The sequence below is a fragment of the Marinomonas sp. S3726 genome (genome assembly GCF_000967665.1).
In the GTDB taxonomy this organism is placed as follows: domain Bacteria; phylum Pseudomonadota; class Gammaproteobacteria; order Pseudomonadales; family Marinomonadaceae; genus Marinomonas.
Genome location: NZ_JXYC01000018.1, coordinates 1 through 18,602 on the forward strand (window position 1 = coordinate 1; position 18,602 = coordinate 18,602).

General features: G+C 38.4%; 9 protein-coding genes. 4 read left to right on the plus strand and 5 right to left on the minus strand.

Going from position 1 to position 18,602, the window contains the following annotated elements; genetic code table 11:
- Nucleotides 1-831 precede the first annotated feature (831 nt).
- The 4 genes from TW85_RS25555 to TW85_RS14750 all read right to left on the minus strand — a co-directional run bounded on the left by TW85_RS25555 (nt 832) and on the right by TW85_RS14750 (nt 4,926).
- On the minus strand, nt 832-1,626 hold the full coding sequence (locus tag TW85_RS25555) for a hypothetical protein (protein WP_052702229.1): 795 nt from the start codon (nt 1,624-1,626) through the stop codon (nt 832-834).
- A gap of 265 nt (nt 1,627-1,891) precedes the next feature.
- On the minus strand, nt 1,892-2,872 hold the full coding sequence (locus TW85_RS14740) for a TauD/TfdA family dioxygenase (RefSeq protein WP_046017904.1): 981 nt from the start codon (nt 2,870-2,872) through the stop codon (nt 1,892-1,894).
- Between the two features lie 186 nt (nt 2,873-3,058).
- Entirely contained in the window at nt 3,059-4,180 is a 1,122-nt protein-coding gene (locus TW85_RS14745; RefSeq protein WP_046017905.1) for a Gfo/Idh/MocA family oxidoreductase, read from the minus strand.
- A gap of 26 nt (nt 4,181-4,206) precedes the next feature.
- Nucleotides 4,207-4,926: a GntR family transcriptional regulator gene (locus TW85_RS14750; protein ID WP_046017906.1), complete on the minus strand. Its 720-nt coding sequence runs from the start codon at nt 4,924-4,926 to the stop codon at nt 4,207-4,209.
- A gap of 300 nt (nt 4,927-5,226) precedes the next feature.
- On the opposite strand from TW85_RS14750, the gene TW85_RS14755 reads away from it, so the two are divergent.
- The 4 genes from TW85_RS14755 to dctP are packed head-to-tail and all read left to right on the plus strand — an operon-like array spanning nt 5,227 to nt 9,154.
- A complete protein-coding gene (locus TW85_RS14755; protein ID WP_046017907.1) occupies nt 5,227-6,129 on the plus strand; it encodes an aldo/keto reductase in 903 nt (300 codons plus the stop codon).
- A 34-nt stretch (nt 6,130-6,163) separates the two neighbouring features.
- A complete protein-coding gene (locus TW85_RS14760) occupies nt 6,164-6,700 on the plus strand; it encodes a TRAP transporter small permease subunit (protein WP_046017908.1) in 537 nt (178 codons plus the stop codon).
- Nucleotides 6,701-6,745: 45 nt separating this feature from the next.
- Nucleotides 6,746-8,038, plus strand: a complete 1,293-nt coding sequence (locus TW85_RS14765) for a TRAP transporter large permease (protein WP_046017909.1) — start codon at nt 6,746-6,748, stop codon at nt 8,036-8,038.
- A gap of 45 nt (nt 8,039-8,083) precedes the next feature.
- Nucleotides 8,084-9,154 carry a TRAP transporter substrate-binding protein DctP gene (gene dctP, locus TW85_RS14770; protein ID WP_046017910.1) on the plus strand — a complete coding sequence of 357 codons (1,071 nt, stop codon included), beginning with the start codon at nt 8,084-8,086 and terminating at the stop codon, nt 9,152-9,154.
- 61 nt (nt 9,155-9,215) lie between these two features.
- On the opposite strand, the gene TW85_RS14775 is transcribed toward dctP, so the two are convergent.
- Complete coding sequence (locus TW85_RS14775) at nt 9,216-18,581, minus strand: non-ribosomal peptide synthetase (protein ID WP_046017911.1); 9,366 nt, start codon at nt 18,579-18,581, stop codon at nt 9,216-9,218.
- Between the last annotated feature and the right edge of the window lie 21 nt (nt 18,582-18,602).

The following is an 18,602-nucleotide window of genomic DNA, read 5'->3' on the forward strand; positions in this document are numbered from 1 at the left end:
ACAGAACACAGAACACAGAACGCAGAACACAGAACGCAGAACGCAGGCAGAAGTTAAGAAATAAGCCTATATAGGAGTGAATTTATGAATATTTACTATTTCCGATAATAACATTTATCGGAAATAGTAGATATTCATATGCCCTTAATCCTACTAATAAGTTCTAAGCTGACTTTCACTCAAACCCTTTAGTTGTATGGCTTTGAGTAATTAATAAAGCGCTTTCTATCTAACTCTTTGTGATCTGATTTCATTTCTTGTTTGATGCTGGGAATATTTTATTTCGGGAAATAACTATGGGCTCTGAGTTTGTTGCTAGACACAAACGCTCACTAAATAAATTTGATAGTGCTTGCTGATATCAAACTTTTTACAGCCACGGTATGAGTTAGACTGTTCCAGAATTTTATTCCTTAACTAAAGCGCTTTTGGTTAAGACGCAAATTTATGACAAGGCGTTCTATCTTATAGATAAATCAGTAATACCCAGATCTCACTCATGAATTCTAGATAACATGCCAAAAAACCTGTCTTTAGTTCATTCTAAGAATGCACACTTAACGATACAGCTAACGCCGTTACCTAATTTGGAATTCAAATTATCACAGCTTACACTTGAGTTATATAAGCGACTAGATAGTTAAAATTACATAGAAGTTATATTGGGCATGTTAGCCCCCAAGATATGTAAGAAAAGTTGATTGAGGATTTTCTACATGATCACCCTGCTCATTATTTTTATTATAAAAAAGCTAGTGTGAATTGAAGTGTTTAAAGTATGTTTTCTCTTATCTTGTCTTATTTATCTGCAAAGATGTCACACATTTAAAGTTACTGTAATGTGGAATAACGGTACATACTTTCTTTAGCAACGTCATCTCTACGCAACTTAATTTTCTCCCATAATGCATCAGCTAAATCTGGATACCTATCGACAAACCTATTGCTGAGCACTAAAAAATAATCCTTTGTTTTAAGTGGCACAGATGAACGCTTTATTCCTGAAAATTCTGCACTATCAAGTAATGGGGTCACTTTTACATCTTGTAAGGCAGCACCTACGACTTGAGGACGCTTAGTAAGCATTAATAACGCCTTATACGCAGAATCAGGCTGTTGAACTTTTTGCCCTATCTTTTCAAGGTCGCCAATGATGGAATCGCCATGCTCAGCAACAATAAAGCCCTTTGCCCCAGTTAAATTCGTGCCATCCCAGTCTAATTTAGCTTCTGTTAGTGAATAGAGCCAATAACTAAGGGTAGCGAGCCTTTTTGAACTATCAAGCTTGCCTTCTTGTGTCAGAGGATAGCGAGCTATTTGGGCTCTCTCGGGTTTATAGGAAAACATGAAAGCACCATCAATCTGGCCATGTTTAAGTAGATGCATTACTCGCACATTAGGGTATCGTTTATACACAACCTTGATGTTAAGTTCTTGACTGGCAGCATTAATAATATCCAAAGCAATACCGGGTGGTTCCATTACATCTACTCCCGTACCCATTTGGTATGGCGGAGATGGATTGATTTGATATGACAAGGTTAGCTGAATGGGTTCTGATGACTGGCTGATTGCTGGAAACATTAAAAAAACAAAGAGCCAAAAATTAATTTTCTGCGTATTCATTGCGACAACTTTCTACTTTTAGAGTTATATGTATAGAGTAACCCCTTACATTTTAGCCTTACTAGATTACAGCAAAAATACTCCCTTTACTGAACAATTGTAATATATAGGCTTTCTAAAAGTGTATTCTGATAAGAATGAATGGAATAAATTAAACTAAAGATTTCAGTATGATCACCCTGCTCATTATCTGCTTGATAATGAGCTAAGATGAATTCGAACTTTGATCGATGAAGTTGTTGTATGAATGGACTTAAATTTCAGCCTACTTAAATGAAATGGACGCTAAAATACGGCGATCACCTTCAAATGGCTGTCTAGCATGTAATACGGTGTGGTTATTAACCCAAAGTACATCACCATTTTGCCACTTAAAGTTTACGCACTTATCATCCATCTGCTCAACTAATGCATCGATGGTAGCTTCATCCATAAGCTCTCCCTTGCCTGTTTCTACTGCTGTTTTACCTGTGTTACGACTATCATTCCAACCTGTATATACAGCAACAACAGAATTGAAAAAGACTTTTTGCTGAGTTTCTTCATCAAATCGAATTGCAGATAAGGTATTAGTTTGAGTACGAAGGTCGCCATTATCTAGCCACTCCCAACTCATGCCAGCTTCTTTCATTTTTTCTTCTGCATCATCTTTGGTAGTAACTTGGAATGTATCTTTCCAAGAGCGACCAATAGCGGAGGTATTGTCTGTCACTTCAGGCATCACTCTGACATAACGAACACCATCCTTTTCAATTTTAGATGCGAAATCCGCATTCAACTCGAATAAGGATTTGCAAATTTCACCTGAGTGAAGAATCGATGTCGCTCCACCTTTAGGTGATGCTGTTTCACAATAAAAGAAAATATAACCAGGTGGTGTCGGTACCTGCGCCATTTCATGGTGGAAAGGAATTTTTTCAGTTGCAGGTGATTCATTCGCTGTGACAATACGTGATGCTGTAACTTGTTCACGTGGCGCTGCGCCACCAACATAAGGCATATTTTTATAGTCAGTTTGATCTAACATCTTTTCAAATTCAGCGGCACTATCTAGTGGAAAGCCACGTAGCAACACTGCTCCATGCTTGATCAGGTATTCATGTAACTCTGCTTTATTTTCACTAATCCAGTTTAAAAATTCAGCTTTGGTCGCATTCTTTTGCGTCTCACTAGGTGTAACCATTAAAGGAAAATCTAAACCATTTACTTGTTTTTGTTCTGCTAGTTTACCTATGACTACACTCATTTTATCTCCTAAATCTAAATTATTATTGTTAGCTTAGTTATCTGAAACTATGCGAATCAATCATGTATCAATACTTAAAACTCTAATCTTTATATTTATAGAAGTAAATCAATAGTGAATGAATTGTTGTTAAATTTATACAATATACATTCAAACTATTGATTTAATTTAGAATTTTTTTAGAGGTTATTTTATGAAGGAATAGCCATTTTCTGTGATATTTACAGCTTGGCCTGTCATTGCTGAGTGTTGAGCTGCTAGACCAACAACAACGGCTTTAAGCCCATCTTCGATACTAACTTCAACACTTTTTTCTTGAGTAATAGCCTCAAAAAAGCCTAAATGTTGATAAAAAGTAGAGCCGTTATGGTCGCCTGCTGCAAGTAAAGTGTCATCTACTGGAATATCAGACTCAGTTGGCCCTTTTGGATCCCTTGGACTTAAAACGACTTTAGGGATTGGTGCTTCACCGAGCGTTTCAACAGGCCAGAAACGACCTGGGCCTGGCACAAAGCATTCAATTTTAGCCTTTTCGCCAACTGCGCAGATTTCTTCCTGATATCTTGATCCTTCAGCAAACATATTCAGATCTAAACTAGCACGTTTTCCATTTTCAAAATCAACGACAACAAATGCATTATCAATAATATCTGGTTGTTCACCATCGTAACTTTCGTCTAGATGATTTACATCTTGCCCTGTTGAGGCATAAACACGCTTAACTTCGGACTCTGCCAACAAACGCATCAAATCGAAAAAATGACAGCATTTCTCAACCAAGGTACCCCCGGTTTTATGATTAAATCGATTCCAATCTTGTACCTTTTCAAGAAAAGGGAACCTATGCTCTCTGATACTTAGCATTTTCATATCGCCAATTTCATTAAGTTGCTTTCTTAGCTGAGCAACAGGGGGCATATAGCGATATTCCATAGCAACCCAAACAGGTGAAGGATGTTTATGAGCAGCCTCTTGTATTGCTTTCACTTGATCTAATTGAGTGATGACTGGTTTTTCAATCAAGATTGGAAGTTTAGTGTGTTCAAAAAGGTAAAGAAGTTGTTCTGCATGCTGAAAATTAGGTGTCGCAACAACTATGGCACCTAATTCTGGTTCACCTTGAAGCATAAGTTCTAGTGAATCGTAAAAAGCAACATCAGGTACTATTTGCGTACATTTAATTCGCATATCAAGGTCTGGCTCTACAATTGCAACCACTTTAGCACCTTCAATAAGGGCTATATTGTTAAGATGTTCTTGACCCATCATGCCGCAACCAAGCATGCCATAACGTACGCTATTGCTCATTTTCTTTACCTCATTTTTTTGTTGTATTAACGCCAACGAGCAAAGTATCGACACTTACTTGGGTCAAACCAGGTTAAAGAGTATTCCTCAATTTTATCCTCGTTTGACCAGCCTCTTCTTTGCACCCTTGGAAGTATTTGGTCTTTATCTAATTGAAGCCCTGCTGCAACCCAATCAGGAATAGGCGCACAATCAATTTCGTCTTCAACTCGACTTATCCAGAAAGAAAAGTTTTCTCGATAATGTAAATATAAAGATTCGTGTAAATCTTCTAACGTTAGTTTCTCTGCGTGTTTATGGCTAAACCAGATTTGTTCGGCTGCCACTAAATCAGTATTTAAATATCGCAGACGCTTAATGCACCAGGTACTTGCATCAATTTGTTCTAACCTTAACTGTTGGTTTACGTCCGTGTTTTGATCTTTTTCAACACTTAAAGTATCGGCACTAGGTGCACCACCACCGGCTAAAAGCTCTAAATGAAAAAACTGATAAATTGCCCTTCCACCCGGGGCTCTTTTAACATAAGTCCCCGAACCTTGGCGTCTTTCTAATAAACCATCAGTTTCTAATTTAGCAAGTGCTTTTCTTAGCGTGCCTACAGCAACGCCAAGCTTGACAGCTAATTCAGCTTCAACTGGAAGCCTCTCTCCAGCCTGCCAATGACCTGCTGCAATTTCACGGTGTAATAACTCTCCGATTTGAATGTATAGCGGCAATTTCTTTTTTGTTTTTTTATCTTTCACACACTCACTCCATATACTTATTTATCAGCCTATTTTACAGACTCAAACGACATTAGAAAGTATGCACTTAATGCAATCGTAACAATTGATAAATCGTAATAAGTAAGCTGTATATTTTAGAAAGTGCTTAAAAAGCCAAAATTAAACAAAATTCATTTACTATTGATTTACATCATTAGAATACACTGATAGTGTAAATATACAAGTTGTGTCGATTTAGATTCTTGAACTGAATTGATGCTCATTTTCTAGAGCAAAAATAATCACTTCATTTAAAGCGATTATAGGGTGAGTTAAAAAATGAAAAAAATAAAAATGGGTCAATCCGATATTGAATTAAGCCGTTTAGTGTATGGCGCATGGCGACTAGATGATGCTGAAGATACATCAAGCGCACATGTTAGAGAGAAAATTGACCTGTGTTTATCTCAAGGTATCACTAGTTTTGATCATGCTGACATCTATGGCGACTACCGTTGTGAAGCTATTTTCGGCAATGCTATAAAAAACGATAACTCTCTTCGTAAAGATATACAGCTTATTTCTAAGTGTGATATTGCTCTTTTATCGGATAAATTTCCTGACCGCCGAGTTAAGTTTTACGACACCAGCGCACAATATATAACTACAAGTGTAGAACAGAGCCTTAGCAACCTATCAACAGATTATTTGGATCTTTTATTGATTCATCGCCCTGATCCATTTATGGATGCAGCTGAAACAGCATCCGCTTTAGATGCATTAGTTGATAGCGGTAAAGTACGTGGTGTTGGTGTTTCTAACTTTGGTCCATGGGATTGGAAGCTGATTCAAAAACATATGAAGCATCCACTTTTAACCAACCAAGTTGAAATGAGTTTGCTTAACCGTGAAAGCTTTGTAGATGGCACTCTTGCTGCGATGCAAACAGATGAGATCACACCAATGGCATGGTCACCGCTTGCTGGCGGACAGTTATTTAAAGATTCTGCTGCAACCCAGCGCTTAGCGCCTATCTTTAAACGTATCTGTGATGCTCAAAACACTAGCATTGATCATGTTGCCTTAGCATGGCTGTTAGCTCATCCAGCTAATATTTTACCTGTTGTTGGTACTAACAATCCTGAGCGTATTAAGCATTTATCAGATGCTTTAAACCTAGATATCGATCGTGAAACTTGGTTCGAGTTATGGACTGCCGCTGAAGGCCAAGAAGTGCCATAAAACTAAGAATTCACATTCTTTAATGGGAGGCAAAATGATCGTACTAATGTCTTTGGTAAAATATCTCAGCAGTTTCAACCTTATGCTACATAAGGTTGGACGAAATATCGCATGGGTACTGGTTGCCCTAATGATAAGCGTAATACTGCTACAAGTATTCTTTCGCTATGTTCTTAACAACGCACTTCCTTGGCCAGAAGAAGCCGCTAGAGCCCTCATGATTTGGATGATGGCTGTCGTCGCTGGTGAGGCTTATAGAAAAGGAAGTTTTGTTGCTATAGATATGCTGATTCTTGCCCTCCCAGATAAGATTGCAAGCTTCTTAAAGCTTGCTCTCTATCTATTGGCAGGATTGGTTCTTTTCAAACTTTTCACCTTAGGAATAGATTTTTTTGAGCGAGGATTCAGATCCAGAGCGGCTTCTATTCATATTTCTCGTGCCTGGATTTATTTAGCTATGCCAGTGTGCTTTTTTACCATGCTGTTATCCAACATTGAATTAGTGTTACGCGAAATTGGCTGCCTATTAGGTAAGGCAGATGAATACGCTTTGAATTTTAAAGAAAAGTAATTAATACCCTTACTTTCTAAAAATAATAAAAACGAGAGAAAATTAATGTTAGCTCTATTTTTACCCCTGTTTTTAGTCTTCTTGTTAATCGGCATGCCTGTCTTCTTTGCCATGTTAACGGCGCCTGGCATCATGCTATACGCAACTGGCATGGAAAGAGATGTATCCTTGCTTTTTCGTAACATCTACAACGGTATTGATTCATTTCCTTTAATGGCAATCCCTTTCTTTATGCTAGCTGGCGAGATAATGAATCGTGGCGGCATCACGCTTAACCTAGTTCAATTCTCGCAATCTTTTATAGGTCATGTTCGTGGTGGTCTTGCACATGTAAATATTCTTTCAAGTATGCTTTTTGCAGGTCTTTCAGGCTCGGCAGTAGCAGACACTTCCGCCATTGGTTCCATGATGATTCCGGCAATGGAGAAGAATGGTTACAAACGTAAGTTTGCAGCGGCAATTACGGCGGCCTCTTCTGTAATCGGCCCAATCATACCACCATCAGGCATAATGATTATCTATGCATATACAATGGAAGTATCAGTCGCTGCCTTATTTGCGGCTGGTATTGTGCCTGGTATTTTAGTTGGTGTGTCATTAATGCTTATGGTCGCTTTAATGGCTAAAAAGTATGACTTCCCCATAGCCGGTCCTAAATCCACATGGAAAGAAAGAGGCAAAGCCACTAAAGGTGCAATACTGCCATTATTTGCGCCTGTCATTATCCTTGGTGGCATCATTGGCGGTATTTTTACGCCAACGGAAGCGTCTGCAGTTGCCACCTTCTACGCTCTAATTATCAGTGTTTGGGTGATGAAAACCGTTAAGCTTTCTGACCTACCTGATATCTTTATCAAAGGTGCTCAAGCTTCAGCGGTTGTACTACTTCTCGTCGGTTCTGCTATCGCCTTTAAAACCGTCGTTAGCCTTTCTCACAGTGCTGAGATTCTAGCTGAATGGGTATTAGCGATCAGCGATAACCCACTTATGCTGCTTTTCTTGATAAACATACTCTTGTTCGTTGTCGGTATGTTTTTAGATGCAGGCCCTGCCATCATTATTCTTGGTCCTATTTTAGGTCCTATTTTTATTAATCTTGGTATAGATCCTGTTCATTTCGCCATCATCATGTCAGTCAACTTAACGGTCGGTCTTGCTACACCACCCATGGGGCTTGTTTTGTTTGTGGCCTCTAGTGTCTCTGGTGAGCGAATTGAATCAATTTCAAAGGCAATTCTACCCTTCTTAGCGGTTGAGATTGTCGTGATATTTCTTATTACCTTTTTCCCATCTTTATCTATGACGGTTCCCAGATTATTGGGGCTGGTGTCAGGATAAGTAATTAGCTAAATCATTAAATAATAAAAAAACGAGGACGAATTCATGTTTCTAAAAACAAAAATAAGCAGAATGATAGGTACTGCAGTACTTGCTACCAGTGTGCTATTAGGCGCTCAAGCTCAAGCTGCTGATTTTAACCTTCGTGCTGTCGCAAACTCGAACGAAAATGATGAAGATTATGATGGTCTAGTTGTTTTCAAAGACTTTGTAGAATCACATTCAAATGGCCGTATCAATGTAGATCTATATATAGGTACACAGCTTTGCGGTAATGGTGTTGAGTGTCTTGAAGCGCTTGAATACGGTTCTGTTGATGTTTACATTTCAACCTCTGGCGGAGCATCTGCCATGTACCCTTACGTTCAGGTGCTAGACCTACCTTATCTATTAAGGGACGACAGAATTGCTGAAACAGTTTTTGAAGGTGACTTTACCCGTGAGTTGCGTAAGCAGATCCTTGAAGATTCAGGTGATACTGTCCGTCTGATGACAATCGGTAATACTGGTGGCTGGCGTAACTTTGCGAATACCAAGCGTACGGTCAAATCACCAGATGATTTGGAAGGCTTGAAAATTCGTACCGTGGTATCAGATTTACCTCAAGAGTTAGTAAGATCATTAGGTGCTAGTCCTACTCCAATTCCATGGCCAGAGCTTTTCACTTCATTCCAAACAGGTGTTGTTGAAGGCTCTAAGAATGGCATCACAGACATCATGGGTATGAAGTTCACAGAAGCAGGTCTTAAGCACGTCACTCTCGACGGACACGCTTATATGTCTGCGCTTTGGTATATGAGTAATGAATCTTTCATGGATATGCCTGAAGATCTACGTAAAGTTGTTGTTGACGGTTTCAGTGCGCTTCAGCAAGCAACGTTTGCTTCACCAAAACGTAAATCAATCCAAGCTTATCAGGACTTTGCTAAAGCCGGTGGCGAGCTTTATGTTCCAACACCTGCTGAAAAAGCTGAGTTCAAGAAATCAGCTGAGCCTGTTTATGACTGGTTCAAGGGTAATATAAAAGATGGCGAGAAGTGGTTTAACCTCCTTGCTAAATCTGCAGCTGATGCAGAAAAACAAGTCGATAACGCTTATGCAAATGACTTGAACTAATAGTATTGCTCTTACTCCATTTAAGAGGCCTACGGGCCTCTTTTTTTGGATTACTTTAAAGCTAATGTTTAGCTAATACTTGCTCTACCATCACTTCTACATTGCCCTGTTCCATGATCGAATAATGATCGGCATTTACTTCATAAAAACGAACATCGCTTAAAATACTTGCCCATGTACTTTTAACGTTTTCAATCTCAAGTATGTCATTTCTATTCGCAATAAATATCTGTGTTTTTAAATTGATTTTAGTAACAGGTTCAAAGCTCAACATGGCCTTTTGATTCTTATTACAACTCAAAATAACATTTTGGAAAAATGAATGAACCTCCTGATTTAAAGTCGCATTAATCTGGCTAGAACCTTTACCCAATATAGCTTCAATCACATTTGATACACCTAATTCATCAGAACCACTTTTGATCGATATAGGGTTAAGGCTATCTTTTAAATGTGGATATTGCTGTTTCAGTTCTTCAATAAATACATTTTGCCCAGTTGCTTCTTCTTTATGACTCAAATTCTGTTTAAGGCTAGGCGGGTCTATGAATATCAAGTCTAAATTTTCCAATAACGCACTTTCTTCCAGCTCTAGTAGACGTATTATTTCCCAAGCAATCAGTGCCCCAAAAGACCAAGCAATAATGCGTTTTGGCGCATTCGTTTTAATGCTACCAAGATAAGCCGCTGCTAAGGCTTCAACACTGGTAAGAGTTTGTGAGTTATCATGAAATAAAGGATCCTTGATACCTAACGTCTCATCAGTTTCAGGCAATGCTTTTATCAAGGCTCTATAACCCCCTAACTCACCACCAATTGGGTGAATCAGCATGTTTTTAGCGCCATTTCCAGCTTTGAGCATTTGACTATAATCCAGTTTTTGGTTCTCTGATTCAGATACTTCATCATTACTTATGAGTTTTGTTAAACGGTCGATAGTGACATTTTGGTTAAGCTCTTTAAGTGAGATTTTTCCAGGAAAACTCGCTTCTAAAGCATCAAATAAATCTAAAACGGTAAGTGAGTCACCACCTAGATCATAAAAACAAACCTCCTTTGATATGTCGTCTAACCCCAAACAGTCTTTAAAAAGGTTTGTTATTAGGCTCTCCAAAGTTTGAGCTTCTTTATTTTCTACTGCTCTTTGCGGAATGAGTTTATTGCTATTTATCTCTTTAAAAAATGCCGTTTTATCATGATCGCTTAAAGGAGAAATTAGATACTGACTTGAGCCCTGCTCAAGAGTCGATGAAAACAAGCTAGCCCCCTGTTCAGGCGTTATAGCAAAATCGTTTCTTTCAACCTCGCTAGCCATGCCTGTTCCTTGCCAAGTAGGCCAGTTCACACTGATAAATTCTGTATCTGGGAAAACCTGGTTCTGATGTTTTGCTAATAGATCTAAAAAATGGTTTGAAGCACAATAATCCGTTTGACCTGCTATCGCATTCACACAAGACATTGATGAAAAGTACATTACCTTTTTAGGCTTAAGAGACAATAAGGTTTTTTCAACGTTAATTGCGCCAAGTACTTTGGCTGACATTTTATCTATCGTCTTTTCTGAATCTAAAAGACGCATCATGCCGCTACCACTTTTACCCGCTAGGTGAACCAGTGCGTAAACATCACCAAAACTTGCTTGAATTTGCTGCTTAACCCATTTCATCGACATAAGATCAGTGATATCACACTTGAGTCTGTTTACCGCTAACTTTGTATCTAACGTATTACACATTGAAGAGCGGCTCAAACAAATAAGCTTATTATTTGAATCTTTGCTTAGATGTTTTATCAAGGCTTCGCCTATGCCTCCAATCCCTGTGAGTACATAAACTTTTTCTTTTCTCCCCTTTTTATCGAGAGCCTCAAGGTAAGTCGTTTTATCAGACTCGAATACTGAATTGGGTGGATTTATAGATCTTTGATAATGCTTTTGCCATAAAAAATGCCCTCTGATTGCATAATGGCCGGATGATAGGCTTTCTAATTTAAGTAATGCATTAAGAATGAGCTTTTCTGAAGTAGGTGGTAGGTCCAACACCGTGTATTTCAAATTTTCAAACTCAATTGGGCAGGTTTGTAATAAGCCAAGCAATAATGCACTTGTTGGATTTAAGCTTTCATCTCCTAATATTTGAGCACTGCCTTGAACAAGATTAATGATCTTGATTGACTGCTTAGAATGATTAATCAATTTGCTCTGAATAAGATTAATCAGATCATTCCAATCATTAAAAATTTGTTTAAAACCAAATGGTGCTAAATCTGAGTCATTAGAAAGCCCTTGAGACAATGTTGATGAGTAAGACGCTAGCTGATTAAAATTTAGCACAGTGACATCTTCTAAAGGCTCTAGCTCATGTGTTTCAAGGGTTTTAACAAGGTTATCTAGATTAGAAAAATATCTAACCTGAGTGAACAAAGAGAGTTTCTCTGCTAGCTGTTTCCCCTGTTGGTTTGGGTTATCAATAAGGACATAGTGCTTATTAAAGGGTGCTTTGTTCCCTTCAAGGCTTTCTCCTCTCAACCAGCTTTCCTGTAGAAACCAATCAGTTTCAGGTAACTGTTTAAACCTTGTAACCGCCTTACTTTTTGCCCTCTCTAATGGCTCATTATTTAACAAAAAAGTATTTAACGAAGAAGCATTTAATGAAGAGGTGTCTTCACTCTTTTCATGGTTGAATAAATCACTCGCGTAAGAGCGCTTATTGAATTCGATTTTTGGCGGCTTAAGCTCATTTCTCGAATCCGAGTTTGGTGATTGCCCCATAATAAGATGAGCATTTGTGCCACCAATACCAAAACTGCTAATACCGGCATATGGCTTTGACATATCTTGGTCAAGCATATGAGGGCTTATTTCAAATCCAGCTTTGATGAAGTCGATTTTAGTATTTAGTGTATTTGCATGAAGACTGGCGGGTATTTTTTTATGGTAAAGAGATAAGGCTGTTCGAATAAAACCTGCAACACCTGCTGCTGCGCCCAAATGCCCCATTTGGCTTTTTAAAGAGCCTAAGTAGCGTTTATTTTGGTGATCGACAGTTTCAATCTGTTCTTGTTTTACTGATTTAAGAGCCTGTGAAAGCGCACTGACTTCTATCGGATCACCAAGCAAAGTGCCTGTACCGTGTGCCTCTATATAACCGACTTCAAAAGGTTCGATCTCAGCTCTTTTAAGTGCCGTTTTAATCACCTCAATTTGCCCTGAAAGTGAAGGCGCAAAGTAACTCACTTTATCACTGCCATCATTATTAATCGCACTCGCTTTTATGGTGGCATAAATCCTGTCTTGATCCTGTATAGCCCGCTCTAATGGCTTAAGCACAACGGCGGCCACACCATTTGCAGGGACAGTACCGTCAGCATCATCACTAAAGGGCCGGCATAATCCTGTTTTGGATAAAATCATGCCCTCGCGATATGGATAACCTGATAATAAATTTAGGTCTATGTTTACACCGCCAGCAAGGCAAACCTGACTATCACCATTTAAGAGTTGCTGACAGGCTTGATGAATCGCAACGAGCGAACTTGAGCAGGCGGTTTGAACAGAGATAGCTGGGCCTTTAAGATTAAGATGATAAGCAAGGCGTGTCGCAATAAAGTCTTTTTCATTTAGCAGGGATATGTGAAATTTATCTAGATGTTTATTTTCAAGCTTAGATAGAAGCTTAGTTTGGTAATCACTATCACCTTGACTGAACGCAACACCAACCTTATTCAATCCGTCACTTACAATACCCGCATCCGCTAATGCTTGAGCCGAAGTCATAAGTGCATGTCTATGCTGTGGGTCCATTAGCTTGGCATCATTAATTGATATGCCAAAATAGTGAGGATCAAAATCAAACACATCTTGGATGCTAGATACGCTATTCACCCAGTGTCTATCTGAGCGATCTTCTTTTTCATCTTGCGTTTTTATTGCGCAGGTAGCGTTTTTAATCAGTTGCCAGAAAGTTTGTAAATTATTGGCTTGTGGCAAATTCACCGCCATTCCTATGACAGCGATTTCTTGAATGCCATTATTTGCTTTTGCACTTACGGCTGTTTGTTCTTCTAATATCTCTTCAGTAACTAAACCTGCATAGTTACTTAAAGGACTTTGCTCAATGTCATTTTTATTTAGTTTTTCGGCTAACTGATTTAAATTTGGTGTATCCAATAAGCTCATGAGACTTAGATCAAAAGAAGCAATTTGAGCATTAGTTAACGCATGATGAAACTTCATCATGAGTATTGAGTTCATTCCTGCTTCGAAAAAGTGCTGTTCTTGATCGATTTGGTAACCAAGAATGGGGGTTAAGACCTCATGTAACTGGCAAACTAAAGCTTCTTTGCTTCTATTTAGCTCATTGCTTCTATTTAGCTCATTGCTTTTATTTAGCTCATTGCTTTTATTTAGCTCATTGCTTTTATTTAGCTCATTGCTTTTATTTAGTTTACTGCATTTATCTAGCTCTGTATTTTTATCAAAGCTGGACGTCTGATTAGTCTTACTCTGACTCGTGTTACTTGTCTTTTTACCATCTTTGAAATTTGGAATGGGCAAGTTGTGCCTATCCACTTTACCATTCAAGGTTAACGGAAATTCATCCATTACCATTATGTATGAGGGTTGCATAAAACTGGGTAAATTATCCATTAGCATTTTGGATAATTCGGTTCTCAACGTTTTCGAACCGCGCGAAGTGATTAATGCTACCTCTTGATTATTTTCAATTGGTACTGGGGGTACTCGAACTACATAAGCTAAAAGCTCACTACCCGCATTCTCATTTTCAATGCTGGTTACCAGAGCTTGAGATACGCTTTCATGGCCTAAAAGGCAGGTCTCAATATCTCCGGTTTCAATTCGAAAACCGTTTACTTTGATCTGAAAATCTTTACGTCCAACAAGTTCTATATTGCCATCAGCATCACGTTTGGCTAAATCGCCTGACTGATACATTGTTCGAAAAGGTGATGTACTAGATATAAAAGGATCTGATGTGAATTTAATATGGGTCAGCGCTTGGTTATTTAGATAGCCTCTGCCAACATTGGCACCACTAATATAAAGCTCACCCACTTCACCTCTCGCTACCATCTTTTTCGATTCATCGAGAATATAGAGCCGATTGTTCTCCAATGCTTTACCAATATGGATATTATCTTGCTCTTTCGTCATTTCAGCAGCAGAGCAATAGACAGACGTTTCAGATGGACCATACAAATTAAATAGACGTGCTTCATTCACTATAAGGGCGTTTTTCAATGGCAAAGATAGATGATCACCCCCTGTCAGCATTTTTAACCCTTTGGAGGGTTTCCAACCAATATCAACCAACAACTGCCAAGTTGCAGGTGTTGCTTGCATTAGGCTTACGCCATATTGCTTTTGCCTATTAGATAAAAGCTGAGGCGTATGCGTTTCTTCCCAAGTTAACAGCGCGAGTTTTGCGCCACAAATTAAAGGCAAATAAATTTCGGTAACATGGATGTCGAAGCTGGGTGCGGTGAGACTCATAAAGGTATCTTGATCTGAGACATCTAGTACGTGCCTCATGGATAAGAGTAAATTGGTGATATTAGCCTGAGTCACCATGACACCTTTTGGTTCACCAGTAGAGCCTGAGGTATAGATAATATAGGCAAGCTCATTAATTGCATCATTCGCTCTTGCCGGGTTATATGTGGCTTCTTCTTTTATTAATGCCTCATGGTTAGCATCATCAAGCGGAATCAGTGTTAAGGCTTCACTCAAATTCTGTAAGTTTTCAAGATCGCCTAAAACCGTTTTTACCTCAGCATTATTGAGCATGCTCATTAGTCTTTTTTGAGGATTTCTAGAATCCAGAGGTAAATAACAAGCGCCTAATTTTGCAATGGCTAGAATTGCCAAACAGCTCGTTGGAGACCAAGCCGAAGCAAGCCCTAAAATATCTCCCTGTTGATATCCTAATCGCTTAAGGTAATGAGCCAATTGATTAGCTTTTAAATTTAACGACTTGTAAGTAATACCTCTATCTTTATCATTCTCTTTCCAAATTAATGCTGTTGAATCAGGTGTCCTAGCGACTTGCTGTTCAAACATATCGATAAAAGAAAGTGAAAGATCAAACCCTAAGTCACTATGTGTTTTTTCAAAATTAAGAGATCCCTCCAAATCAAAAGATGCGCGGCCTTTTGTTAAGCCAATATCTGTCGGCTGGTAATCTGTTAAACCATCCAACTCCATAATAAATCTATCTAATATGGCTTTGGCTTTTGTCTGATTAATACAAGAGATTTGATATTCAAGGCATAATTCAGCACTGTCATGACTTTTAATTAGATATAAAGAGATAGGGAATTTTGCATCACCGGCAAATCCGGTTACCGCCTGAATCGTTTGACCTGCTAACTTAAATTTATTCAAATCCGTATTTTCTAGTACAAACAAAGTCTCAAACAAAGGCGGCTTATTGCCCAGAGACTTATTTAACTCACTAATTTGCTGTAAGTCTAAATTCTGGTGTGACAAGATATCGATAACGAGACCTTGTACATAATTAACAAAGTCTGATTGCCCTTCACTGGCGCTATCCTTTAAATGGAAAATACTCGTATTAGCGAACATGCCGACGATCGCTTCATCCTCTAAAGATTGACGATTTGCGATTGGTGAGCCAATGGGAATTTTTTTGTTATTAAAGATATTCGCAAGCGCTAAGTAATAGGCACCTAAAAATACGCTAAATAAGGTGAGATTTTGCGTTTTAACAAAGTGTTCGATAGATTCCAATCTGGTCGGATCAATAAACGAATGAATTTGCTCGCCCTGTTTGCTATCACGTAAAGAAGTAGGAAATAACAAACGCTTATTTGAATAGGCTTTAAGTTGAGTGAGCCAGAAGTTCTCGTCATCTTGGTGACTTTGATTTTCAGCTTTATGACTATATTGACCGTAGCTCTTGTTAATTGCGCTTAAAGAGTTGGTTTCTTGTTTTAAACCACTTTGATATAACTGGCTGAGCTCATCAAGAATAAGATTAAGACTCCAACCATCAATGATTAAATGATGAAAGTTAAAACTCAAAATCTGTTTTGCATGATTATCATCTGGGTCTGATACTTTAAAAAGGCAAATTTTGGCTAAAGGCCCTTTCTCTAGATCAAAAGGGGTTTTCATAAATCGCTCTAGTTCAGTATCTACTTCTGCTTGTTTTATTTCACAAACCTTAAGTGGCATAACTAAACAAGTTTCAGAGACCATCAATTCATTATTATTTAACTGAAACTGACTTGTTAAGCTCGTATGGCGAACAAGCAATTGAGACCATGCCCATTCTAATAAAGAAACAGATAAACCCTTTTCCAGAAAGAAATGATAAGGCGCATAGTAAGCCTTAGAATCAGGCTCCATTTGTTGTAAGAAAAACAAACGTGTTTGCTGCTCTGTTGCCACATATTGCTTTATGTGTGTTGAAGGGAACGGTGTATTTACTTCTAACTCTTTTGGCAATTCTGGTAACTGCTCAACTTTAACCATTAGATCTGAAATAGTCTCAGTTTCTAGTATGTCCTTTACACCCAGCTTTATCGATAAGGCACGTTTGATACTAGAAGAAAGATGCATGGCTTTTAAAGAGTCACCTCCGGTTTGAATAAAACCTTTTTCTAAGGAAAGTTCATAATGATTGAGCACTTCGAGTAATAAATCAACACAGATATTACTTCTTATTGGCGCTATTTTTGCTAACTCGCTTCTTAGTTCATTTAAACTTTCTTGCTCTTTATTAACGCTTGTCACTGATGTTTGACTGGATGCCAGTTCAGATAGCTCTAATCTTGCTAGTGTCTTTCTATCTAATTTACCATTCGCATTTAATGGCAGCTTGGCTAACACAAACAAACGATGTGGCAGCATATAAGTTGGAAGTTGTTCTTTTAGGTAAGCTAACACCGAATCTTTGTTTAATGGGCGGGTTTCCTGATAGTGACTCTCTTCTGAACTGGTCTCTTCTGAACTTGTCTCTTCATTAACGCTTTGAGCAGTAACGATATAAGTGTAAAGGTCTTTATAGCCAAGTCCCGAATCCACTCCTAAGGTAACCGCTTGCTTAATATTAGGGTAGCTTACTAGGTGATTATCTATCTCTGCTGTTTCGACCCTGTGACCACGTATTTTAACTTGATCGTCTGCACGCCCTAGATATTCAATTTCACCTTTATCATTACGTTTTGCAAGGTCACCGGTTTTATACCAAACATTAGAATCCAGCTCTTTGTTTGCTTTGTAGGCTAATTCAATGAAAACCTTATCCGCCTCACTATCAGCGCTAATATAGCCTTTAGTCAGACTTGGACCTGCAAGGTATAAGTCGCCAACTTCATTCGTATCAGCCAAATCACCTGTTTTATTTTGAATAATCGCTTTCGTTTTACCAATGACTTTCCCAATAGGCACAGATGCATTGGTGATATATTCTTCGAGACGACTTTCATCTAACTTATGACATAAGCTGAATGTAGTGCACTCCGTGGGGCCATAGGCGTTATACAATTGGCTTTTACTGGTTTTACCAGCTTGTGCCTGATAGAAGACCATGCAACTTTGTGGTGATAAAGCCTCTCCCCCAACTAATAAGTGTTTGATCGAAATTATTTCTTGTGGGTATTTAGTAACCATGAAGTTAAATAACGATGCCGTCATAAAAGCATAATCTAACTGACTATAGAGAAGCTTTTGAGCAAAGATGTCAGTTTCAATTAACTCTGTTTGATTAAAAATAACCAAACAAGCACCATTTAAAAGTGCACCCCATATTTCAAACAACTGAGCATCAAATGTAGGATTAGCCCAACTAGCGACTCTGTCATTAGCACTGATATCGACATAGCCAGGCCTAATCACAAGATTAAGAATGGCATCTTGGTGAATTGGTACACCTTTAGGAATGCCAGTTGTCCCTGAGGTAAAAAACAAGCAAAAGTCCTGTGTTAATTCTCTCGCTTCAAAGTTCGTCGATTTTTCAGTTTTAAGTAGTGAGGCTTTACTTGCATCGATATCAATACATTTTATGCCTAATTTAGAGGGGATGTTACCCAAGCCAATCTCTACCTTGGCAAGTGACAACATGTTTTTTTGTCTAGCGATGGGCGACTCAGGGTCAAGGGGGAGATAACAAGCACCACATTTAGTAATCGCCAACAAACTAACACAAAGTGATAAAGATCTAGGTAAACATACTGCAACCCTATCACCCTGTTTAACCCCATTTTTGATTAAATGCTGAGCTAGAATGTCAGATAAATCATCTAACTCACGGTAACTCGTTGCTTTATCATTGCACTCAATCGCAATATGGTTATGAAACTGATTAACCCATTGTTTAAAGATTGTAATGAGCGTGTTGCCGTTATTTTGCTCAAACAAAGGCTTATTATTTTTCTTATCCATGAATAATATCTCTTCAAACAG

Bases quoted from the DNA above. Each gene is read 5' to 3' on its own strand.
- TW85_RS25555 (WP_052702229.1), bottom strand. From the start codon at position 1,626: ATGAATACGCAGAAAATTAATTTTTGGCTCTTTGTTTTTTTAATGTTT.
- TW85_RS14740 (WP_046017904.1), bottom strand. From the start codon at position 2,872: ATGAGTGTAGTCATAGGTAAACTAGCAGAACAAAAACAAGTAAATGGT.
- TW85_RS14745 (WP_046017905.1), bottom strand. From the start codon at position 4,180: ATGAGCAATAGCGTACGTTATGGCATGCTTGGTTGCGGCATGATGGGT.
- TW85_RS14755 (WP_046017907.1), top strand. From the start codon at position 5,227: ATGAAAAAAATAAAAATGGGTCAATCCGATATTGAATTAAGCCGTTTA.
- TW85_RS14760 (WP_046017908.1), top strand. From the start codon at position 6,164: ATGATCGTACTAATGTCTTTGGTAAAATATCTCAGCAGTTTCAACCTT.
- TW85_RS14765 (WP_046017909.1), top strand. From the start codon at position 6,746: ATGTTAGCTCTATTTTTACCCCTGTTTTTAGTCTTCTTGTTAATCGGC.
- dctP (WP_046017910.1), top strand. From the start codon at position 8,084: ATGTTTCTAAAAACAAAAATAAGCAGAATGATAGGTACTGCAGTACTT.
- TW85_RS14775 (WP_046017911.1), bottom strand. From the start codon at position 18,581: ATGGATAAGAAAAATAATAAGCCTTTGTTTGAGCAAAATAACGGCAAC.